Origin of the sequence: Solemya velum gill symbiont (assembly GCF_002020255.1) — a bacterium.
Lineage (GTDB): Bacteria > Pseudomonadota > Gammaproteobacteria > Chromatiales > Chromatiaceae.
The window spans coordinates 82,429-105,855 of the sequence record NZ_MPQG01000006.1; the positions used below are offsets into that span (position 1 = coordinate 82,429).

General features: G+C 48.3%; 18 protein-coding genes. 12 read left to right on the forward strand and 6 right to left on the reverse strand.

Translation table 11 applies throughout. The annotated features are described in order from the left end of the window. Positions 1-128 precede the first annotated feature (128 nt). From BOW06_RS06200 to BOW06_RS06245, 10 genes are all read left to right on the forward strand, one after another. On the forward strand, positions 129-3,212 hold the full coding sequence (locus BOW06_RS06200) for a S8 family serine peptidase (protein WP_179115118.1): 3,084 nt from the start codon (positions 129-131) through the stop codon (positions 3,210-3,212). A gap of 250 nt (positions 3,213-3,462) precedes the next feature. Further along, complete coding sequence (locus BOW06_RS06205) at positions 3,463-3,846, forward strand: HvfA family oxazolone/thioamide-modified RiPP metallophore (RefSeq protein ID WP_043115259.1); 384 nt, start codon at positions 3,463-3,465, stop codon at positions 3,844-3,846. Positions 3,847-3,959: 113 nt separating this feature from the next. Continuing rightward, entirely contained in the window at positions 3,960-4,811 is an 852-nt protein-coding gene (locus BOW06_RS06210; protein ID WP_043116512.1) for an HvfB family MNIO-type RiPP peptide maturase, read from the forward strand. Further along, positions 4,798-5,577 (forward strand): HvfC family RiPP maturation protein, encoded by a 780-nt coding sequence (locus tag BOW06_RS06215; protein WP_052131928.1) that lies wholly within the window; start codon positions 4,798-4,800, stop codon positions 5,575-5,577. The genes BOW06_RS06210 and BOW06_RS06215 overlap by 14 nt, the downstream gene beginning before the upstream one ends. Before the next feature lie 5 nt (positions 5,578-5,582). Beyond that, positions 5,583-6,179, forward strand: a complete 597-nt coding sequence (locus BOW06_RS06220) for an HvfX family Cu-binding RiPP maturation protein (RefSeq protein ID WP_043115260.1) — start codon at positions 5,583-5,585, stop codon at positions 6,177-6,179. Between the two features lie 18 nt (positions 6,180-6,197). Continuing rightward, positions 6,198-6,911 (forward strand): sigma-70 family RNA polymerase sigma factor, encoded by a 714-nt coding sequence (locus BOW06_RS06225; RefSeq protein WP_230209664.1) that lies wholly within the window; start codon positions 6,198-6,200, stop codon positions 6,909-6,911. Beyond that, positions 6,905-7,084 (forward strand): anti-sigma factor family protein, encoded by a 180-nt coding sequence (locus BOW06_RS06230; protein ID WP_043115262.1) that lies wholly within the window; start codon positions 6,905-6,907, stop codon positions 7,082-7,084. Before BOW06_RS06225 ends, BOW06_RS06230 begins: the two co-directional genes overlap by 7 nt. Positions 7,085-7,328: 244 nt before the next feature. Further along, complete coding sequence (locus BOW06_RS06235; RefSeq protein WP_078454522.1) at positions 7,329-10,397, forward strand: response regulator; 3,069 nt, start codon at positions 7,329-7,331, stop codon at positions 10,395-10,397. Then, a complete protein-coding gene (locus BOW06_RS06240; RefSeq protein WP_078459492.1) occupies positions 10,390-11,289 on the forward strand; it encodes a GGDEF domain-containing response regulator in 900 nt (299 codons plus the stop codon). The genes BOW06_RS06235 and BOW06_RS06240 overlap by 8 nt, the downstream gene beginning before the upstream one ends. Before the next feature lie 9 nt (positions 11,290-11,298). After that, positions 11,299-12,609 (forward strand): MFS transporter, encoded by a 1,311-nt coding sequence (locus BOW06_RS06245; protein ID WP_043115268.1) that lies wholly within the window; start codon positions 11,299-11,301, stop codon positions 12,607-12,609. A 37-nt stretch (positions 12,610-12,646) separates the two neighbouring features. Here BOW06_RS06245 and BOW06_RS06250 read toward each other — a convergent pair whose 3' ends face one another. The 3 genes from BOW06_RS06250 to BOW06_RS06260 form a co-directional block, all read right to left on the reverse strand. Beyond that, on the reverse strand, positions 12,647-13,831 hold the full coding sequence (locus BOW06_RS06250) for a patatin-like phospholipase family protein (RefSeq protein WP_143556183.1): 1,185 nt from the start codon (positions 13,829-13,831) through the stop codon (positions 12,647-12,649). A gap of 149 nt (positions 13,832-13,980) precedes the next feature. Continuing rightward, on the reverse strand, positions 13,981-17,085 hold the full coding sequence (locus BOW06_RS06255; protein WP_078454523.1) for an efflux RND transporter permease subunit: 3,105 nt from the start codon (positions 17,083-17,085) through the stop codon (positions 13,981-13,983). Further along, positions 17,085-18,398, reverse strand: coding sequence for an efflux RND transporter periplasmic adaptor subunit (locus tag BOW06_RS06260; protein ID WP_043115271.1), 1,314 nt, complete (start codon positions 18,396-18,398; stop codon positions 17,085-17,087). Before BOW06_RS06260 ends, BOW06_RS06255 begins: the two co-directional genes overlap by 1 nt. Before the next feature lie 219 nt (positions 18,399-18,617). Here BOW06_RS06260 and BOW06_RS06265 point away from each other — a divergent pair, with 219 nt between their 5' ends. Further along, positions 18,618-19,025, forward strand: coding sequence for a bacteriohemerythrin (locus BOW06_RS06265; RefSeq protein ID WP_043115273.1), 408 nt, complete (start codon positions 18,618-18,620; stop codon positions 19,023-19,025). 103 nt (positions 19,026-19,128) lie between these two features. Then, positions 19,129-19,650 (forward strand): Crp/Fnr family transcriptional regulator, encoded by a 522-nt coding sequence (locus tag BOW06_RS06270; RefSeq protein ID WP_043115274.1) that lies wholly within the window; start codon positions 19,129-19,131, stop codon positions 19,648-19,650. 115 nt (positions 19,651-19,765) lie between these two features. Here BOW06_RS06270 and BOW06_RS06275 read toward each other — a convergent pair whose 3' ends face one another. The 3 genes from BOW06_RS06275 to BOW06_RS06285 form a co-directional block, all read right to left on the reverse strand. Beyond that, the gene (locus tag BOW06_RS06275; protein ID WP_078454524.1) at positions 19,766-22,123 is read right to left on the reverse strand and encodes a bifunctional diguanylate cyclase/phosphodiesterase; all 2,358 of its coding nucleotides are present in this window, start codon (positions 22,121-22,123) and stop codon (positions 19,766-19,768) included. Positions 22,124-22,290: 167 nt separating this feature from the next. Further along, positions 22,291-22,821 (reverse strand): DsrE family protein, encoded by a 531-nt coding sequence (locus BOW06_RS06280; RefSeq protein WP_370605903.1) that lies wholly within the window; start codon positions 22,819-22,821, stop codon positions 22,291-22,293. 184 nt (positions 22,822-23,005) lie between these two features. Then, positions 23,006-23,359: a hypothetical protein gene (locus BOW06_RS06285; RefSeq protein WP_143555771.1), complete on the reverse strand. Its 354-nt coding sequence runs from the start codon at positions 23,357-23,359 to the stop codon at positions 23,006-23,008. Positions 23,360-23,427 lie beyond the last annotated feature (68 nt).

Genomic DNA, 23,427 nt, shown 5'->3' on the forward strand with positions numbered 1-23,427 from the left:
ATTATATATATCTACAGACTACAGTGGTGGTCAGATTGGCATTTGCAGATTATGATACAGATTATATTTCCTGACATCACAGCTACAAAGGCGCCATGAATACGAGCGATCAGAACAGTTTTTCCTATATGAATTTGATCCTTTTGCTGGCAACGATGCTGCTTATGCTATCTGCTTGCGGTGGTGGTGGCGGAGGCGGTTCAACGCCGGTTGCGAATATTATTCCAAATGCAGTTGCTGGTGGTGATCAGCAGGTCACTGAAGGTGACAGTGTTACCCTTGACGGTACTGCGAGTAGTGACCCGGATGGAAACATTACCGGTTATGTATGGCAGCAAATAGCAGGGACCAGTGTTGGCAGTCTGAATGATGCTGGTGAGGGTAAGGTCAGTTTTACTGCACCCAATGGTGACCATGACCTGACTTTTCAGTTGACGGTGACGGATAATGACACAGCAAACGACACGGATACTGTCAACGTGGCGGTTTCGGCCCAGAGTGTTTCAAACCTTGCCCCCACAGCCAATGCCGGAGATGATATTTTTGCTGACGAAGGCGATGTGGTCTCCCTGGATGGTCGAGCAAGCAGCGACTCTGATGGTACTGTTGATCACTATCAATGGTCGCTCTTTAATAAAGATACCGGGGAGAGCGATCCGGTACTGGCTGGCGCATCAAGCGCGGAGGCAACAGCTACCCTTCCCGCATCAATGACAACTGATACGGTTTATACCTACAAGCTGACTGTGACTGACAATCTCGGTGCCACGAATTCGGATTATGTCGATATTACAGCGAACGCAAATCCCGTTACCGGCCAGACCGTCAGTGGTTCCATTGCGATTCCACCCGGTAACCGTGTAGACCTTGATACCCTGGATCCGAATACAACACCTGGCAATAATGATTCAATCGGATTTGCCCAGTCAATGCCTAACCCGGCCGTGGTTGGCGGCTACAGCAGAAATAGCGATGATGAATACGACTATTATTCTGCAACGCTATCTGCAGGAGAGGCGATATCACTCCTGATCGGGCGTAAGAGTGAGGCGGACCTCGATCTTTACCTGAAGACACTCGGTGGCACAACTGTGGATGCGTCCCTTAGCTATGACTCTGACGAGAGTGTCACAGTACCCTCCAGCGGAACCTATATCATTGAAGTTCATGCATGGTCAGGTGCGTCTGCCTATCACCTTGTTATAGGTGAAAATGCCACAGCCGTGGCTTCTAACGGCTACCGCCTGAGCGATGATTTTGTTGCTGATGAGGTGCTTGTCAGGCACAAGCCTGCTGTAAAAGCAGGCGTTGAACTGCAGCTCGACAATACGCTTATGACTAATCTTGGTATGGTTAAGCAGGCTGGTCAGGCTGGTGATATTCAACTCTATAGAGTGAAACCACAAAAAAATCTTCAGGCATTCGCTGACTCACAGCTGTTCAGCAGCAGAGTGAGGACGATGAGTTCCAGCCAGCAGCAGAAATATGAAACCCTGACATCGATCAAACTGCTGGCATCTGATCCGTCGGTTGCCTTTGCAGAGCCTAACCGGATACTCAAACCTTTAGCGACACCAAATGATACGGATTACGGTCTGCAGTGGCACTATCCCCAGATCGGATTGCCAGCGGCATGGGATGAAACCTATGCCTCTTCAGCGAAAATTGCCGTGATCGATACAGGAGTGCTTCTGTCACATCCCGATCTTACGAACCAGTTGAGCGCGGACGGATATGACTTTATCAGTAGTACATCGATCAGTGCGTACGGCGATGGTATCGATAATAATCCTGATGACCCAGGTGATTCTTCCAATCCGGGCGTCTCGAACAGCAGCTTTCACGGTACCCATGTTGCGGGTACTGTTGCAGCGGAGAGCAACAATAGTATCGGTGGTGCCGGGGTGACATGGAAAACATCCAGCCAGATTGTTCCTGTGCGGGTGCTGGGAGTCGGTGGTGGTACAACCTATGATGTTTTGCAGGGAGTCAAGTGGGCTTCTGGACAGGTAAATGATGCACCAGCACCAGACCAACTCGCTGCACCGGTTGATGTGATCAATCTGAGCCTTGGAGGCAGCGGTTCCTGTGGTGTATCTGAACAAGCCGTCTACTCGGCTGCGAAAGCAAACGGTGTTACCGTGGTTGTGGCAGCGGGTAATTCGGGCGGCAATGCAGCAAATTTTTCTCCAGCAAATTGTGACGATGTTCTGACAGTCAGCGCTGTCGGTTATGACAAGAGCCTCGCCTACTACTCAAACTTTGGTCTGGATATCGATGTTGCTGCACCCGGGGGTAATATGAGCCAGGACCTCGACGGTAACGGTGATCCGGATGGTGTCTACAGCACTCTGGGTGATGATACCCCGACATATGTGACTTATAATTACGATTACTATCATGGTACCTCGATGGCAACACCACACGTTGCCGGTGTAATCGGCTTGATGAAGTCAGCAAACAATACACTCACTCCTGACGATATCGAGGCGATGCTGATCAATGGTTACCTCACGGAAGATATCGGACCTACCGGTTTTGACACCAGCTTTGGACATGGTCTGATCAGGGCTGACCTGGCTGTGACTGCAGCCAAGAATCCGCCTGTCATTCCCCCGAATCTTGCTGTCTATCCGGGTGTACTCGACTTCGGTTCAATTTTTACTCTTGCAACTCTGACGGCTTCCAATACAGGTGCCAGTGGGTTGAATATTATTGGTGTCTCGGACAACCAGTCATGGCTTACGGTGACAGAGCCAGAGACAACGGATGGGCTTGGCACCTACACGGTTCATGTCGACAGAAGTGGTCTTTCTGCCGGCACTCACAATGCGACGATCAGTTTTGACTCAAATAATAATGACATCAACGTCAATGTCAGTATGTCTGTTGGTCCAGCTGATGCTTCGGCAGATGTAGGTTATATCTATGTTCAACTGATCGATGCCGGTACTGATAGCGTTGTTGATACGGTGACTCCGAATGGCTCCGGAGCCTACAGCTTTACCGGTGTTCAGGACGGTGACTATAAAATAGTTGCTGGTACTGATTATAACAACGATGGCGCCATCTGTAGCAGAGGTGAAGCCTGTGGTGCATATACAAGCCTCTATGATCAACAGACTGTCAATGTCTCAGGTTCTGATGAAAGCGGAAATAACTTCACAGTTGGTCATGATGTCGCTTTTACACCTGCATCAGCAGCGCGCTAATCAGGATTAAACGCTGTAATCGGCCGATTTTTTCTGAATCGGCCGATTGCATATGTTTTAAGAGAAAACACATTATTAACAATAAGATAGGCAAAGTACGAGAATACGTACTGGCAGGAAATTTCAAATTTATTCATTTTTTTTCAAATTGTCTGTAAGGATTTCTTCCTGCAGACGACTAAACTTGTGAACCCGAAACTAAATCAGGTTTTTTTATAAATAACTTTGCTGTTCTTAAGGAGAATGGAATATGAGTAAGTACGACGCAAACTTCCGCACTGTAGCTTCTGGTGCAATTATCGCTCTCGGTATGGCTGGTACTGCACACGCTGCAGCCGATGCCAACCCGTTTGGGCTGACTGCACTCGACAACGGTTATCGCGTTGCCCAGTCCGCTACTGAAGGTAAGTGCGGCGAAGGCAAGTGCGGCGGCAACAAGGCCAAGTCAGCGATTGAAGCTAGCTGTGGTGGTGACAAGAAAGCCGGTGAAGGCAGCTGTGGTGGTGACAAGAAAGCCGGTGAAGGCAACTGCGGTGGCAACAAGGCAGCAGGCGAAGGCAACTGCGGCGCTGACAAGGCCAAGGCAGCCGGTGAAAACAAGTGCGGCGAAGGCAAGTGCGGCGGTAAGAAGTAATATACCGTCTACCGGGGGCAGGTGACTGCTCCCGGTAATCTTGTCTCCCAATCAGAATGTGCAGGTGCTCAGCCTGCAATATCAAAAATAAATCTACGGCATACCTTATCAATATGACTATCGATACTGAAAAAGTCACAGGAGCAGGGCTCGGGCTACGCCGGGGGTTACTTGAAGAGTGGCACGAACTTGAAGAGAAACAGCCGGAACTCCTGCCTGATTTCATCGAGGTAACGCCGGATAATTGGATGGGCCTGGGTGGTCGATATGCGCGTGAAATGCGCCACTTTACTGATCGTTACCCGACTTTGAGCCACGGCCTGTCATTGTCGCTTGGTGGTCCCGATCCACTTGATACTAAATTCATTGACCGTCTCGGTCGCTTCATGGATGAGTACAATATCACCTCATTCAGTGAGCACCTGAGCTACTGTACCGATGGTGGTCATCTTTACGATTTGCTCCCGCTGCCCTTTACCGGGGAGGCCGTTGAGCATGTCAGTTCGCGCATCCGCGCTGTTCAGGAACAACTGGGCAGGCGTATCGCTATTGAAAATGTTTCCTTTTATGCAGCACCCGAGGGCGAGATGAGCGAGATCGATTTCCTCAACGCGGTGCTCTCGGAAGCGGACTGTGATCTGCTGCTGGACGTCAACAACGTCTACGTCAACAGCCACAATCACGCATACGATGCGCATGATTTTATCTCTGCTGTACCAACAGAACGCATCTCCTGGCTGCATATGGCAGGACATCTGCAAGAAGCCCCGGATCTGATTATCGATACCCACGGCGATAGTGTTGTCGATCCGGTGTGGGATCTGCTGCAGTACACCTACAGCTGTCATGGCGTTCAACCAACCCTGCTTGAGCGTGATTTTAACCTGCCGCCGATGCATGAATTGATCGATGAGCTGGCGATCATCAGGCAGTACCAGCAGGGGGTGTCGAGTGACGCAGCATAAATCACGTCTTGCGCAACAGCAGTTCGAATTTACCAGCGCATTACGAGACCCGGATTGCACCACGATTCCGGCCGGCGTTCCGCATGAACGCCTGGAGGTCTACCGGGAGCTGTTTTTTAACAATGTACGCGGTATTCTTGAAAGTGCCTTTCCGGTCATACACGAGATACTGCCAACCGAATTGAGTGAAACCCTGGCGCGTCGTTTCTTCAGGGAACACAGCAGCCACACGCCTGAGTTTCCCCGTTTTCCGCGCGAGTTTCTGTTGTGGCTGGAGCAGCGTGAAATGGCCGAAGAGGGAGAGCCTCCATTTCTCTACCAGCTTGCGTTATGGGAATGGACTGAACTTGATGTCTTGCTGGACCCGGCAGCTGAACCACAGCCAGCAGGTGCGATGGATGATGTACTGGCACAGGTACCACTGCTGGCGCCGACCCTTCAATTGCATGCATTTGACTACCCGGTACACAGGATTTCGGCCGATTTTATCCCCGAAGAACCCCTTGAGACACAGGTCTACCTGGTCGCATTTCGTACACCTGATGAAGGTATTGAATTTATCGAACTTAACCAGGCGAGCGCTGCGCTGGTGCAGGTCATGCTGGAAAGCCCGGGAAAAACGGGCGAAGAGTATCTGCGCGCCCTGGCTGAATTGATGGGGTATGCCGATGCTGAACAACTGCTTGGATTCGGCAGGGAGTTTTTCAACGATTTATATCAACAGGGTGTGTTGGTTGGCACGCTCGAACATAACAAGAGTGAATAAGAAAAATGATCAAGCTGATTAACAAGCTGCAGGATCTACTTGATGCAACGAGATCAATCGATTTCCTGGCACCACTGGCACTGCGACTCTACCTGGCCCCTGTTTTCTGGATGGCTGGAACCAATAAACTTTCCGACATGGATAGCACGATCGCCTGGTTTGGGAACCCGGAGTGGGGCCTCGGTCTGCCGTATCCAGAGCTGCTGGCATGGGCTGCGACGCTCACCGAGGCTGGCGGTGCGATTCTACTGGTACTGGGTCTCGCGGTACGCTGGATCTCATTACCATTGATGGTCACCATGGTGGTTGCAGCAGTGACTGTTCATCTTGAGAATGGCTGGCTGGCAATTGCAGAGGGCAGTGGTTTGTTTGCTACCGAGCGTACCATCGAGGCCAGCGAGAAACTCGACCGCGCCAGGTTGATCCTGCAAGAACATGGAAATTACGATTGGCTGACATCAAGCGGCAGCTACGTGGTTCTCAATAACGGTATTGAGTTCGCGGCAACCTACTTCATTATGCTGCTGGCGTTGTTTTTCATCGGTGCCGGCAAATATCTCAGTGTGGATGACTGGCTCTACAGGCGATTTCGCCAGAATTGATCCGGCTTGCATGTTGACATGAGAGTTATCGACCATGAGTCCCAGCAAACCCTGAATACGGGTGCTCATCCGGTCGATATACCTTTCCTGCTCACTCGCGGGTACAATAGACTCTGTTTCATTCTTTTCGGACCAGCAATGGATACAGATCCATCCGCCAACTGGATGCAGGAAGCCGAGTTAGCCGATTTGCGGCACGATCTGCTGCGTTTTGTGCGCCTGCAACTGCGCGATGATGCTGCAATGGCAGAAGATATTGTCCAGGAAGCGCTCGTGGCGGCCTATACCAACAGGGATAAGTTCTCTGGCAGGGCGCAGGTCAAAACCTGGGTTTTCTCAATTCTGCGCAACAAGATTGTCGATTATTTTCGTACCAACAGCCGACGCCCGGAGCAGAGCCTTACCAGGGATGATGGCAGTGAAGCGGAAATCAATGAACTGTTTGATGACAAGGGTCACTGGAACAAAGGCCTGCAGCCAAAAAAATGGGGCGACCCTGAAAGCTCCCTGGAAAACCAGCAGTTCTGGGAGATTTTTGAAATCTGCCTCAATGGCATGAATGAGGCCACTGCGCGTGTTTTCGGTATGCGTGAACTGCTTGGTCTTGAAACTGCAGAGATCTGCCAACAACTCGATATGAGTGAAAACAACTGCTGGGTTGTCCTGCATCGCGCACGTGCAAAGCTACGCCTTTGTCTTGAACACAAGTGGATAGGGGCAGAGTCATGCTGAGCTGCAAAGACGCGACAAAACTGGTCTCACAGAAGCAGGATGCACAGCTCTCCCTGATGCAACGTATCTCCCTGCGCCTGCACCTGATGATGTGCTCCGGCTGTAAAAACTATGAACGGCAAATCGATGTGATCCACAAGGCATGCCGGCGTATTTCGGGATCTGATGACTGATTCAGGCTTGGCTGTTCGATCCTGGTTGAATGATCCCTTCAGGAAACAGGTGAATTCTCTCTCCTTCTGAATACTCTGTTTCAGGCGCTGATCAAGCAGTGTAAGTTCTTACGATTGCCGACAGGCATGACAAAATATGATGATGAACTGGTAGCTCGCTTGCGGATACTGCATACTCAGGTATGTAATCATTTATCTGTAGTCGAACGTTTATCAATCAAAATGATGTACAAGGGAGAGATTTGTGAATTTGGACGATTTTCTTTCTGCAGGCCACAGTTTCGGTCCTGACGAGGAACTGCTCAAGGTCAAGATTCAGTCGGTAGTATTGATTACCGTCATTGGCGGGCTTGTTCTGCTGGCAACCAGCCTGTTTCGATTTGGTGAGGAGAACAGTACACAGGGTGTATTGATCGGCTTGCTCTTTTTCTTTCTCGTGATTGGTTCAAATATCGCCTTGCGCATTTCCAAGCGATATTACCCGATGGTTTCGCGCATAATTATCGGGGCATCCTATTTCATTGTTCTCCTCGTTCTCTACGAAATGACTGATAGCGCCTCGCGCGTTATCTGGCCAACGCTCTTGACGGTCGTTGTCTTTCTGTTGCGTGACCGACAAGAAGGATTTGTCCTGACCGTGATTTTCACAGCTTTACTGATGCTGCCGGAGATGTTTATACCTGGTTTTTTTCAGCTGTCCAGGGTGGACCTGCTGATTATCCTGATGAATATCATGCTGGTTGCACTGGCGATGCAGCGCTATGAAAAGATCAAGGAAAATGATCAGGCGAAACTCCTGGAAATACAGGCACAGGAAGCATATCTGCAACAACTCTTTGATGTTTCCCCCAACATGGTCGTTACCTCGGATGGTAGCAAAATGCTCAATGCCAACAGGGCGACATATGAGTACTTCGGGTTTGATTCGGCAGAGGCGCTTGTGCAGAAGCATGACTGCATATGCGACTTTTTTGAGCAACGTGAAGGCTACATTGCAGGGGTGATGGATGGGGAAAGATGGGAATCCTACCTCCTGTCGCATCCTGGTGAGCACAAGGCACTTATCATTCGTGGTGACGAGGAATGCATTTTTGATGTACGTGCTAGGAAGGTAACGAATCAAATCGTTGTGGCAGTATTCAATGATATAACCAAGATTGAGGAAGCCAAGCAGAGCCTGATACAGGCCAGTCAGTCGAAGAGTGATTTCCTCGCCAATATGAGTCACGAGATACGTACGCCGTTGAATGGCATTATCGGTATGACCGAGCTGATCATGCGAACGGATCTAGATAAGCAGCAGTCTGAATACCTATCGAAGGTGAAAACCTCATCGAAAGCGCTTCTGAATGTTATCAACGATATTCTCGATTACTCTAAAATCGAGGCGGGCAAGCTGGATCTTGAACTGATGGATTTCAATATTGAGGACTTGCTGCATAATGTAGCCAGCCTGTTTGAGTTCAGTGCCCAGGAGAAGGATGTTACTTTTCACCTGTCTACGGCCCCTGAGTTACCCTCCAAGCTGGTTGGTGACCCGCTTCGCATCACACAGATCTTCAATAACCTCGTCGGCAACGCCGTGAAATTTACCGAGAAAGGGGAGATCAATATCGAGGTGACAATCAAGGGTAAGTCTGATGAACGTATCGTGTTGCTGTGCAAGGTAGAGGATTCAGGTATTGGCATGACGCCTCATGAACAGAAAAAACTGTTTCAATCTTTCTCCCAGGTTGATAGCTCTACAACACGCAAGTACGGCGGTACAGGCCTTGGACTCGCAATTTGCAAGCAGCTGGTCGAGTTGATGGATGGAACAATCTGGGTGGAAAGTACCATCGGTGAAGGTTCAAGCTTTTTCTTTACCCTTGATCTTGCCTACGACAAGAAGACACGCACAATCGCCTCAAAAGGGTCGGGATTCAGAAAGAAGAATGTACTAGTGGTTGACGACAGCATCAATGACTTGCAGATTATCGACCACATTCTCTATTCCTGGGGGGGCAAGGCAACACTGTGTAATGAACCACAGGAGGCACTTCGCCTGGCCCGGGAAAATGAGTATGACTACCTGATTACCGACTGGCGTATGCCTGGTCTTGACGGGGTAGAACTGGTCAAGATCATGAAGGACGAACATGGTGTGAAGTGCCCGCATATCGTTATGGTTACTGCATATGAACGTGTAAACCTGATGGATGAGGCAAAGAAGAAGAACGTTGAACTTGATCGAGTGGTCAGCAAGCCATTCACATCATCATCACTGTTTGATGCACTCGCTTTCCAACATGGCGAAAAAGAGGTTACGGAGCACAGGGAGAAAAAGGTTTTCAAAGCGAGTGGCCGCGTGTTGCTGGTTGAAGATAACGAGATCAACCGGGATGTTGCGATTGAGAACCTCGAGCATTACGGTCTCGATGTCTCGGTAGCAGTTGATGGTAAGGAGGCAGTAGAGATAGCACGTGAGAAGGAGTTCGACCTGATACTGATGGACTTGCAGATGCCGGTTATGGATGGGTTTGAAGCGACCCGTCACATACGAGAATTCAATAAAGAGATACCTGTCATTGCGCTGAGCGCGGCCGTCATGAAACGAGACAAGGACCGCACAGAGGAGATAGGAATGAACGGTCATCTCGCCAAGCCCATTAACCTGGCTGAGCTTGAACAGATGCTGGCGCACTACCTGGAACACGAAATCATCGAGGTAGAGAGTGACGAAGTTGAGCAAGAGGAGTTACCGATCGAGGCGTTTGCCGGAGTGGTCGATATAGTCAAGCTTGTCGATACCGTTCACTCAAGTGACAGTGCTTATCGAGCATTGCTGGTGTTTTCAAAAGAGTATCGTGAGGCGAGTACACAGCTGGTTCCGGATGCTGTCGAGGGTGAAGAGTTTGAGCGCCTGATCCATACAATCAAGGGTGTCAGTGGTAACCTCAGACTCGAGAAAGTCTATCCACTCGCATATTCGATAGATACCGCGGATGATGCTGCAACAAAGATAGAGTTGCTGCCACAGCTTGCCGAGGCGATCAATAAAACAATAGCGGTGATTGATAAAACAGTACCGCTGGGAGATGTAGACCCGGCTGTTAAGCTGACGATCTCGGCGCAAAAACGCGATGAACTCTTTAAGCAGTTACACGAAGCAGTGCTGACAAAACGTCCACTCAACTGTACACCACTGCTTGAAGAGATGGATGCGTATCAATTCTCTGATGATGACAGTGAGATCCTTTCGAAGCTCACCGGGTTTATCGATGACTACGACTTCAAGTCAGCAATCAGCTACCTGGAGAAGATCAATGCATAATCAAACTTCAACAATTCTGCTTGTAGATGATGCCAAGAGTAATATCGACATGGTCCTGAATATCCTGGGCGATCAATACGATATTCTTGTTTCCCGTGATGGTGAAACGGCGCTGGAAATTGCAGCTGAAGAGGATATCGACCTCGTGCTGCTCGATATCATGATGCCCGGGATGGATGGTTACCAGGTCTGCGAAGCACTCAAGGCGGATGAAGAGAAGGCAGAGATTCCGGTGATTCTTATCACTGCAAAAACTGACGAGAACTCAATCGAAAAGGGTTTTGATGTTGGTGGTGTTGACTATGTCACCAAGCCGTTTAAAGACAAGGAACTGCGTGCACGCGTCAAAACCCATCTTCAGTTACGCTCTTTGATCAAACACCTGGAATATATCTCTTCCTATGACAAGATGACTGGAATCTACAACCGTGGAGAGTTTTTCAGACAGGGTGAGATACGCTGGAAAAAAGGCAGAAGCAATCTTTTCGCAGTGATGATGGATATCGATAAGTTCAAGACGATCAACGACACGTATGGTCACCCAACAGGAGACAAGGTGATCAAGGCTGTCACAAGTACAGTCAGCAGTGAACTTGGAGAAGGAACTATATTTGGCCGTGTTGGTGGTGAGGAATTTACCTTGCTGTGTAATGCAGAGACGAGTGAAGAGGTCATCGCACTGATTGAGCAGATCCGTCTTGATGTCGAGAAAATCAGGGTTGAGAGTAATGACGGTCAGGATATCAAGTGTACCATCAGTGTCGGAATAGCCGAGGCAAACGAATATATTGAGTCGCTAGATCATCTCCTCAAAATTGCGGATATGGCACTTTACGATGCCAAGGAGGGAGGTAGAAATCGCTCTATCTTCAGGGAATACCCTCCTGCCTGAGTTACAGGGATGACTTTTACAGCCCGTGAACTCGCACCACGCCGTGAACTCGTTTCCTGGGCTTTGTACGATTTTGCCAACTCGGGATATACAACCGTTGTTCTGACGGCAATATTCAACACCTATTTTGTCGCCGTCATTGCCGGTGAATCATCTGGACTCGAGCCGGGAACAGGTACCCTGTTATGGAGTATTGCGATCGGTCTCTCGAATATGCTGATTCTGCTGACTGCACCTGTGCTTGGTGCCATCGCGGATTACTCGGCGAATAAAAAAAGAATACTGGCAGTTTCCACCCTCGGGTGTGTCGCTATGACTGCGATGCTTGCATGGTCAGGGCCTGACCTTATCGTATTTACGATGGTGTTTATTATTGGTTCTGCTTTCCTCTTTGGTACCAGTGAGAATTTTATCGCCGCTTTCCTTCCGGAGATTTCTCCACCCCGTCATATGGGCCGTATATCCGGTTATGCATGGGGATTGGGATACGTGGGCGGGCTTATCGTACTTGGCACTTGCCTGCTCTATATCGAGTATGCCAAAAGCCTCGGACATGGTTCTGAGCAGTATGTACCAGTGACAATTCTGATCACGGTTGTGGTATATGGCCTGGCTGCATTGCCCACTTTCCTTTTTTTGAAAGAGCGCCAGCAACCCGGAGCGGAACTGCCAAGTGGACTTGTCGCCTACACAAAGATCGGGTTTTCCCGTATTGCTACCACTCTCAAACACAGACGGCAGTTTCGAGACCTGTTTCGTTTTCTTCTGGCTCTTTTTGTGTATGGCTGTGGCATATACACGGTGATTGTCATTGCTGCTGTTTATGCACATGAGGCGATGGGGTTTGAGACAACGGACACCATAATCATGATTATGGTGGTGAATATTACCGCTGCACTTGGTGCATTCATTTTTGGCATGATCCAGGATCGCTTCGGCGTCAAACGCACCCTGGTGCTGACTCTGCTGATCTGGATTGCGGCGATCACCACGGCCTGGGTCGGTGAGTCACGCACAATATTCTGGATAGCCGCCAACCTGATTGGTGTTGCGATGGGTGCCAGCCTGTCAGGCGGCAGGGCACTGGTGGGGCTATTTACACCGGCAGGACGCTCAGCAGAGTTTTTCGGCCTGTGGGGCCTCTCAATGAAAGCATCGGCGGTCGTGGGGCCTCTCTCTTATGGTTTCATCACCTGGTACACAGGAGGGGATCACCGCCAGGCGATTCTATCAACCCTGACGTTTTTTATTGTCGGTTTGCTTCTACTCTTTCTGGTTGATGAGGGGAGAGGGCGCGAGGCTGCCGTCATTGGTGAATAGCTGATAGAAAACGGGTTTATTTGCAGCTTTCTGAAGTCTATTCCTCCAGAAGTTCTTCCAGGCTATTCTGCCAGGCCTTATCAGACGTGGCGACATCGTACCCGGCCTGGTACAGGGCATTCATGTAGTCAGGATCGAATAGTTCATTCGGGGCAACATCAAAATCCTGGGGGACATGAGTGAGATTGATATCGAATCCGTCTCTTTTCGCCAGGTTGGAGATATTCAGCAGGTTGCCTCGTCCCTGGTATTTGATCAGTGTGCTGATTGATCGACTGGCAATATCGCTGATGGTGAGATCAACCGGTTTGTATTCAGGATCAATTTTTGTATTTCTGATCAGCCAGAATGTTTTCTTTTTCGGGTAGGTTCTGAGATGCCTTTCCATCTCACGAACCCTGAGTGCATGTGGATAAACAAATATCTGGTTTGTTACACCACCATCAACATGCACCTCCTGGTATTGTTTGCCATCGATAGTCACATTAGTTATGACTGGCGGGAATATACCCGGTACTGCTGATGAGGCCAGCATGATGTTTCTAATGAAAATTGTGGCGTCGGGATGACCACTTTCGGCAATTCTGCCAATGTCCCAGATTACCGGACGTTGCGCATCGAGATTTGTAGTGGAGATGAGAAGAATGCGTCCGCGCAGACTTTCCCGTGCAATGGCCTGGACAAACTCTTCATCAACCTCTTCTCGAATGATCCGTCGAAGCGGTTTTGTGTCGCCGAGTGATGTTCCGCCAAAAATTGCGGTAAAGGGTGTGAAGAGAAAAATATCCTTCTTCGATGTTTCCGTAAAGAAGCGTTTAATCGACGCATCGTATTCAGGCCCTAAAAACGCAAACGGAGCAATCAGGGCGCCGGTCGATACGCCTGTTACAACAGTAAACTCCGGTCTTCCGCCACGCTGCGTCCAGCCTTTCAGAAATCCGGCGCCATAGGCACCATCTTCCGCTCCGCCTGACAGTGCCAGAACATCGACACGCTCTCGCATGGATGGGTTGGTTTTCAGGGCGCTCTTCAGTCGCAAGAAGACCTTGTCGATATATGGCGGGGCTTCATCCCCCCAGTAACGGATGTCGTGAAAGCCAGTGACTTGTGCTCGTGTGTAGTTTTCTTTTGAGGGAGCGGCATGCTCGCGGGGAAAGCCTGTACAGGCTGACAGTATCAGGACAGATACGAGAATCAGGGTGTGGGTCTGTAATCCAGGCATCTTGTCGATAAATAGCACGCTAACGGCTTTCTTGTGAGAACTGGTTCAGATTGACGATATCGTACAGGGAGAAAAGCAGCAAGCCCGGATACTCGTAACGCCTGCTGCCTCTTCACTCTCCTGACTGCTCCGGAGTGACTCTGAAGCACTCACTCAGTTGATGGCTCAACCTCTCCTAAAGCATTGAAGTCATCCAGGATGCAATAGATTGCCGGAACAAGAAAGATGGCAATCATGGTGGCCGAGGTCAGACCGAATGCCAGGCTTGTCGCAAGTGGAATCAGTATCTGTGCCTGAAGACTTGTTTCTGCCAAGAGAGGCAAGAGTCCCGCGATCGTGGTTATCGATGTCAACAGGATAGGGCGAAAGCGTGCGCGCCCGGCCTGCTTTGCAGCAACATGCACCGGTATATTGTGCGCCCTGGCATCGCGAATGAATACAACAAGAAGTATGGAGTCATTAACCACCACGCCAAACAGAGAGGCCATACCGATAATACTTGGAAGGGTTAAATCCAGCCCCATCGCCATGTGTCCAAATACGACGCCAATCAGGGCTGTAGGAATAACTGACATGACTGTTATCGGTGCCAGGTAACCGCGAAATTGCAGTGCGAGCAGCATGTAGATGCCTATCATGCCGAGTAGCACGTTTCGGACTATTGACTGTCCCGTTTTAGCTGACTCATTACTCTGTCCCTGTATATCCACGCGCAAACCGGGATAGCGTTTTTCCAACTCCGGGAAGAGATCCTTTCCGGCAAGTGTCAGTATCTCCTGGGCATTGGCAATTTCGCTTTGCACATCACCACGGATATTGACGGAGCGTTCTCCATCAATTCGATTGATTCGTGCCCAGCCGCGTGTTTCATTGATATTTGCAACCACGTCAAGGGGAACCAGGGCACCGTCAGGACCAATGATACTGAGCTGGTCCAGATCGCCACTGTCACCACGATTGTTAGCGATTAGTCGAAGGTCAACCTCGTAAGTCTCGGCACCGACTGGAAACTCATCAACCTTGATACCCTGAAATGATGCCCTGACCTGGTTGGTGAGCGTTTGCGCGTTCAACCCGAGTACACCTGCGCTGTCTTTCAACTTGAGTTGATATTCACGTTTGCCAGGTCGCAGGTCATCATTCAGATCCGTTACTCCGACAAAAGTGCCCAGCCAGTTTTTAACATCGACAGCAGCAGATTTAAGATCGTCAAGATCACCGCCGATCAAGCGAATATCAAATGCCCGACCGCCCGGCCCAAGGGTAGGCTCGGCGAATGTTGTGGAAATAACATCTGCCATCAACCCTGCCTTCTCACGCCATATCTGCCTGAACTCTTCGAGGTGGGCATTTCGGACTTCGCCACTGAGAATATCTGCAATGACACGTGCCACGTGCGGCCCGGTTTCATTCGCATCTGGATTCTGTCCATAGATGACGGTGTAGTGTGTGACCAGGTCCTGCTCACCAGGCTGTAAAGGTTTGTAATGGCGGCTGGTTTCCTCCAGTGCGTCTGTCAACTGTTTAACGATTTTTTCCGTATATTCCAGCGGGGTTCCCTGCGGTAGCAGCACACGTGCCTCAACAATGTCTCCCTCAATAGATGGAAAGCCTACAAACTTGAGTTTTCCTCCCATCGGCATCGCTATTGCCAGCAACATCAGCATGATAATGATGCCCACTGTGAGGTAGCGGTACTCGACAGAAAAATCCAGCGCCTTTCCAAAATAGGTGTCCCTGAATGAGTCAAAGCCCTTTTCGAATCTTTGTCGAAAAGCAGAGTCTTCACGTTTTTCGATATGTGCAAGAGAGTGGCCAAGATGGCTGGGGAGAATCAGAAATGCCTCGATCAGGCTGACGGTAAGAATCACGAGCAATACGATTGGCATAACACGTAAAATCTGTCCGATCTCACCTGTAATAAATGCCAGTGAGCCAAATACCATGACTGTCGTGGCAAATGATGAAGCGATTCCCGGAAGAACCTGTTTCACCCCGGTTATTGCTGCATCCATCGGTTTGTCGCCACGGGTGAGGCGCGCAGCGATGTTTTCTGCAATAACAATGGCGTCATCCATTAGCAGGCCAATACCTATCAGGAGACCGACCATGGAGATCATGTTAATTGTGACACCCATCATCGGAAGGATAAAAAGGCCGCCAAGAAAAGAGACTGGCAGGCCCATTGTGACCCAGAAGCTGTAACGCAGACTGAAAAAGAGCCACAGTACAAGGAAGACAAGAACAAGACCCATGAGGCCATTGTTCAAAAGCATATTGAGGCGGTCACGCACATTGGATGAACGATCCTGCGTTAATACCAGGCTGACTCCCTGGGGTGCGCTCTTCTGTTCAGCCTCGACAAAAGCGGCGATCTGGTCATAAACTGTCAGGACATCCTGTGATCTTGTCTTGGTTATATCGAGAATGGCGGCACGCTTACCATCAAATATAATCTTGCTTTCATCCAGTTCGAAACGGTCTGTGATCGTTGCTATTTCACCGAGTTTGATGGATGCGCCGGTTTTACCTGATATAACAATCAGTTCTTGTAGCTCAGAAACGCTTTTACGCTGATCATTAAATCGAAGTAGTACATCTTCCTCATCACCTTTAAGTTGGCCCAGTGGTGAGCTGACACTCTGTTGCTGCACGGTATTGGCGATATCTGCAACAGACAGGCCATACTGGCGTAAGAGTTGTATCGGAATTTCAACCCGAAGCTGGTGATCGGAAAAGCCGTTGATATTGATTTCGGCTACATCGGATGCTTTTTTCAGGCGCTCCTTGACTGCTTCCGCATAACTTTTTAATGCGACCGGATCATCGGGGCCGGTAATTGCGATTGAGACAACTGCATCGGTTCTTCCCAGTTCTTCAACAATGGGTAACTCTGTATCATCCGGGAAATCTGAGATGGCATCGACACTGGATTTTATATCATCCAGAAATCGCGCCATATCTGTGCCTTCTTCCATTTCCAGCGTTGCCGTACCGACTCCTTCGCTGGATTCACAACGAATCTCATCCAGCCCGACAACACTCTCGGTTGCATCCTCGAGCCGACGGCAAATAGCGTCTTCCACATCCGCTGATGTCGCACCCTGGTAGATCACTTTTACCTGGACCTTGTCACTCTTGATTTCAGGAAATGTTTCACGTTGCAGGCCCGGTAGCGCTACCAGACCAAGCAACAGAATGGCCGCCATCATCAGGTTGGCTGCCGTGGGGTGGTGAGTAAACCAGCTGATCATCACTCAGCTCCGGCAGAACGCAGGAGTTTTTTCTCTGCAGTTTGATCAGGTTGCGGCTGTAGCAGCATTCCTTCAACAGCAGGAATGAGGTCAGAAACGACCAGCTGTTGACCCGCTTCAATTCCCGATTGAATGACACTCAGGTCATCCTGGTGGTAGAGAAGATCTATCTTCTTGATAACAAGCCTCTGTTCGCTATCCACGATTGAGACTTTACCGTCACGGATAGCTGACCTGGGAATCACTATTTGTTGTGGTTGTATCCTGCCGCGCAACAGCACCTTGACGAACATGCCTTTAGATAGAGGAGGCCGATGACCGGGAATCACTTTCTCAAAAGGTTTGTCGAGAGCAACCACAGCCCCGATTGTGCGGGTCTGACTATCGATACTGTCTGTAAAACGTACAAATTCTGCATCCCACTCAGCAACATCGCTTCCCAACTCCATTTGAATCACCGGGCTTAAATCCGCATATTCAGCAATGCCAGCCCCAAGTTGTTCTGTGTTGGGCCCGTCGGTACCTCTGCCAAAAAACAGATGTCGAAGTGACGACATGGCGACCTGCGCGACGATTTCTGAACGGTCGACAGAATCCCCCTGGAAAAGAGTTTGTCCGGTAGTGACAAACTGGTCTGTTTCGATGGCAAGGTTTGCAATGCGGAGATTAAACGGAGCCTTGATGCTGGTATTCTCAAGGTCGCGTTCAGCCTGGGCAAGCTTGGCTTCAATGACTTTTCGTTGTGTAGGCAGCAAAGCCAATGAATTCTGCAAGTTTTGTACGGACGTACGTGAATTCAACATGGTGCGTTCTGCCTGGTCAGTATCACTGCCTGATGTTGTGCCTATTTCAGCCAGTTTCTTCAGCCGATCAGCTTCTCGCCCCGCCAGTTCAAGGTTGCGTTGTTCAATCGCGAGAAGGTCTTTGGTGTTACTTTGCTGGACATCAATTTCCGTCAATTCGGCTTTCAGCTGAGCCAAAGCGAGCTCATAATCGACCGGATCAATACGGAAGAGGGGGGTGCCAGCCGTGATAATCTCACCATCTCGCAGGCGCGGATGCATTTCAATCACTCTGCCGGTTACCTGGGCTACCGCCGACCAGACTCTTGCCGGTTGTACAACACCGTAACCCTCGGCGACGGGTTGAAAATCAACCTGGGGAACCGTGATGGTTCTAACAACCCGTGCGACTTCTGCATTTTCAACCTGAATGGGTGCTTTTTTGCCGGCATTCATGAACATTAATACAAGCACACCGATCACAATCGGGGGGATGATCCACAAGGGTTTAAGTCTGGATGCTTTACTCATGGAAGTGACCTTTTGTTGAGAGGCTATTGAGAATGAATATCAGAGATATAATACAGCAGCACTATTCAGTGTGTGTAATGGTTTATAACATCCTCGACGACAGAAAGCCGATATTTACCGGAGTTTTGTGTCTTGGCAGGCTGATGTGACAGTTTCCTGGAAATTGGGGTAATATCTTCGTATAGCCCTACTTCTGGTAGCCGACTGTAGCTTGGGAAAATGAAAAAAATAATTTGGGAAGACGACTTCAGCGTTGGTGTCGAGGAACTTGATCGACAGCACCAGCAAATCATCGAGATTATCAACACTTTGTCCGATAAACCTCGTCTTTTCCGCAGGTTTCAAAATGTATCGTCTGCACTAATGGAGCTTACTAACTATGTCTCTGAACATTTCCTGTTGGAAGAACAGCTGCTTCATGAGAACGGATATCCTAACCTGCTTGAACACTCCAAGAAACACACGCTTTACAGCAATAAAATTGCAGACCTCTGCCAGGGATCATTAGATGGAAAACGTGATGTTCCAACTGAACTGATCAATTTCCTTACTGACTGGTGGATCAATCACATTCTTCATGAAGACATGCAATACAAGGCCTTCTTTAAAGAGAAGGGTGTTAAATAATCCTGTATCTGGAAATCAATAGAATCAGACTCGGTTGATTTCATCCCGTTCAATTTTGTTCTGAAAACGGGTATCTGTTCAAAACTAAACCTGGAGCAAGAGCATGAGTAATGACTTTCCACTAGAGCCAGTACTGATATTTCTACTGGGAACCCCTTTTTTTGAGAAACTTGAACCAGATGAATTGCAAGAGATAATCCATCTTGTCGATAAAGTCGCTTTTTTGAAGGGGGACACTATCTTCAATGAGGGCGATCCTGGAGATGCCTGGTATGTCGTCTACAAGGGCGCTGTGGATGTACTAAACGACGGCAATAAAATCACTTCGATTGGGCCGCAAAATTGTTTTGGAGAGATGTCGATCCTGGACAAGTTGCCTCGATCTGCCACTGTGGTTGCTTCGGTGGATTCTGTTCTTCTGCGAATCACAAGTGAAGTTTTTGATCAGTTGATTAAAGAGGACAAACTGGTCGCATATAAACTCATTCATGAGATGGCAATTCTGCTCTCACACAGGCAGCGTACGTCAACAGAAAAGCTGTCTGAACTGATTAAAAGCGAAGATATTTCTGATGTGCGTACTGAAATCAGAAGTATTGTTGAGAATTCAACAGTCAGGGAGTGAACACATTTCTACTATTGGTTGTTAGTTCTGTGAGACGTTATGCAGGTTAGCTGGCAGGGTAGGTGTGGTGATTATCGAAGGCTGGACGATAGGCCTGGATAAGCCTCCTGATCTGTTAGCCTTTCATATCGCCAGGATTGATTGTCTTATTTTTGAGCAACCGGGTTGCAGCCTCGAAATTGACACCTGGGCTAAATAAAAATCCTTGAATATAGTTACATCCCAAGGCCTGGACTACGTGTAGCTGGTCCTGCGTTTCAACGCCCTCTATTATTACTGACATTTTCAGTGTTTTACCAATATTCACAATACTCGCAAGAATTCTTTCTGCTTTTTCGTTGCTGTTCAATTCAGTTATAAATGACTTGTCAATTTTAATTCTGTGAAACTCAAAGTTCTTTAGCCTGGATAGTGAAGACTGATTTGTTCCAAAGTCATCGATCGAAAACTTACAGCCAATATCAATTATCTTGTTGAGCAAGTCCTGAATCTGGAATGAGTTTTCAGCAAACAGAGATTCCGTGATCTCGAATTCAACATTGCCTGGTACTATCTTGTAGCGACTGATTGTTTCTTCGATTTTTTTCGCCAGGTCCGGATCATCAAACTGCCTGACAGACAGGTTGACAGCAATGGGAACACTTGTACCCACTTGTTGATTCCATAATGAAATATCTTTGCAGACAGAATCCAGAATTAATTCGCCCAAGGGTATAATTTGACCTGAGTTTTCCGCTAAAGGAATAAACTGTCCAGGTGGGATAACTCCTTTTGTCAGGTGTTGCCAGCGAACTAAAGCTTCAAACCCCTGAATCGAGTAGTTGTTTACATCAATTATAGGTTGGTAGTGAATGATAAATTCGTTCTTCTTGATTGCCTCTCCGAGGATATGAGTCAGTTCCACGCGCTCATTAAGGTCAGCACGCATTTGAGGTTGATACCACTGAAAAGTCGTATTGTTTTCCTTCTTGGCGGCATACATGGCCAGGTCTGCACACTTCATTAAATCAGACCTGTTTTTTGCATCTTGCGGATAACAAGAGAGTCCACAACAGCAGTCAATACTCAAGGTGTCTTGTATCACCTGGTAACTTTGTTTGAGTCTTCCCCTGAGGAGTTCCACAAGCGATTCTGCTTTTTCTTTGGTGACATCTGCATTGAAAACAATTGCAAACTCATCACCACCTATTCGTGACACCAGTCCCTTTTTAGACATGGCATCAATAAGACGATTGGCAACATGCTGCAGAAGCTCGTCTCCATGAGCATGACTCCAGTGATCATTTACATCCTTAAAGTCATTCAAGTCGAGCAATGCAAAAATAAATGACTCTTGTTTATTGATCTTCTCTTGTAAATATTTTTTGAGAAGATTGCGATTAGCCAGGCCTGTTAATGGGTCATGTTGTGATTGATACAATAATTCACTGTTTTTGTCCTGCAAAGCATGAGTCATATTATGGAATGACAGGCTCAACTCATATTGTTCACGCGTGTATGATCTGACAGGCTCTGGCGCAGGCTGCATCTCATTTACTTCAAAGTGATTTGCCAGTTCAGCCAATTCCTGGGATGGACGAGCCATTTTTTTTGCCAGAAACCAGCTAATCAGCATGGCAAGCGCTATGCCAAGAACTCCTACGCCCAGGGTAGCCAGCTTAATAAATGCTATGTTCTCTTCAAGCTCTGAAACAGGCTGAGGGACCATCACTCCCCATCCTGTTTCCTGAACAAATGAAAAGCCGGAAATCATGTCAGCTTTTTTCGCTGGCGAATAAAACTCCTCTACACCAATTTCTCTATTCATCATGCGTTTGACAGCCGAGACTTTAGAGATGTTTTTGACCTGTAATTCCCATTCCGGCATAGGGTGGGCTAAAACATTTCCGGTTTGATCCACAATAGCAGCATGTCCGAGCTTTCCAAATTTAACCTGGGCCTGCAATTGAGAAATATACCCGGTTTCCATTTCTGCTATGAGAATACTGTTATCCAGAACGATAGGAGTAATTATTATTGTGGGTTGTCCATTACTGTTAGTTTGAACGGGTAAGAAAAGAGTGCGATCAGTTTCAGCATTGGCAATTACTGCTTCTAATTGTGCCGCTGTAAGGGGAGGGGGCTCGGAACCATTTTCAGTAGCTATACTGATAAGTTGTTCCACGTTGTTATTGAAAACTCTTATGCTGGTAATATTTTGTGAGCGAAGTAATCGATTGTTACTCTCATCGAGCTCATCCAGTGGCATGGTTGAATAATGCTCAAGAATTGATGCTGTATCCTGCGCATACCTGGAAAGGGCTAATGTAATATTTTTCGCAACCAGAAGATGCTTTTCTTCTACTGCCTTGTATTCACTCTCTCGAGCAGAATCGACGACCCACCATCCGAGTAGTAAGACAGGAATGACAGACATTATGGAGAAGGCCAGGAAAAGAACGAATTTTAGACTTGGTTTCTCAAATAAATCCACAAGAAGCCTCTTTGAAATGAACTGTTTTACTCGTTATTTACCAATGCTCTTCCAAGGCCAACACCCTCTGATCATGAGGCAATCGCACTCTTGATCAGAGGTTTGCACTCAGCCTGCATACAGTTGAGAGGAGTAGCTCCTACACAAAATACATGGCTGATAAGTGATCACTCTATCTTGATATATGCAAAACCTTCATTCTGCAGTTCTGCGATCTGAACCACGCCAGATGGTACTGAATCAACCCCTTCATAAAGCTTTTCAGCATCCAGGTTGATTTGTGAACGCGTGATGTCACACAGTTCGAGCTTCACTTCCTGAACCGATTGCAGTGACTCAAGGCGCCCCCTCAGGTTGTCGCGACGTTCGGCCAGTTCAGCATCTTCAGCAAATGGGGTACCCTCCAGCTTGTCTCCTGTCACGAAACGAATTCCATGCGCAACAAAGACAATCCTGACATCGTACTCAACGAGTTCGTTCTGGTAATGGGTGACCATGTTGTTAATGCTGGTCAACATGGCGCTGAAGCGGCGTGGATCGGAAAAGTCGGCATGGTAAACGACCTTGGCGACATCATCATCGGCACTAGCAGAGGAGGGGAGGATAAAGAGACTGCAGAGTAGTGAGAGGATGAGCCAGTAGAGCGGGGTGCGGGTAAAGGGTTTCGTCAGTTTCATTGTTGATTTACCTTCTTTGATTGATCTCGTGGTTAGATCCCAATTTGGTTGTTTATTCTTTTACAGACTTAAGGAGTGATAACTATAACCTATCTTGTACCAATGTTCGCCATTGACCGAATGCGGGTATTTGTGAATAACTCTCATTTGAATCAAGCTTAAAAGCTGTTGTTTTGCTGCATGGTGGGAATCTGAGTATACTGTTTTATCCGCTAACATTGCTTCCTCCTGACTGAACAGGAGCAGCATCAAACCAGGTCCAATTTTGAATCAGCGCCGCACCTCTCAAAAAATCTGCATGGTTATAGCTGTGGTCTGTTATTTGGCTGCTGTTATCTGCGGCATAGCCGCGTTCTATCTTGACGGAGAAGTCAACCCTCCTGTGATCGCCAGTCTCATGGCCAGTGTTGTCTTCTTTATCGGTAGTGGTATTGTTCTTCATGTTATCGCAACGGTAAACATGCCCGATCTGAAATTGCGCCGTTAGGAGAGTATTCAACGAGCGCTTCCGATCTGCAGTGGACATCCAAACCCGCTGATAAAGAACCGGATAGATCAAACCGGTTTCCAACCTTCTACAGTTTTTCTCCCTCCCAAAAACCAAAAGCCCCATTAAACCTTGGAAAA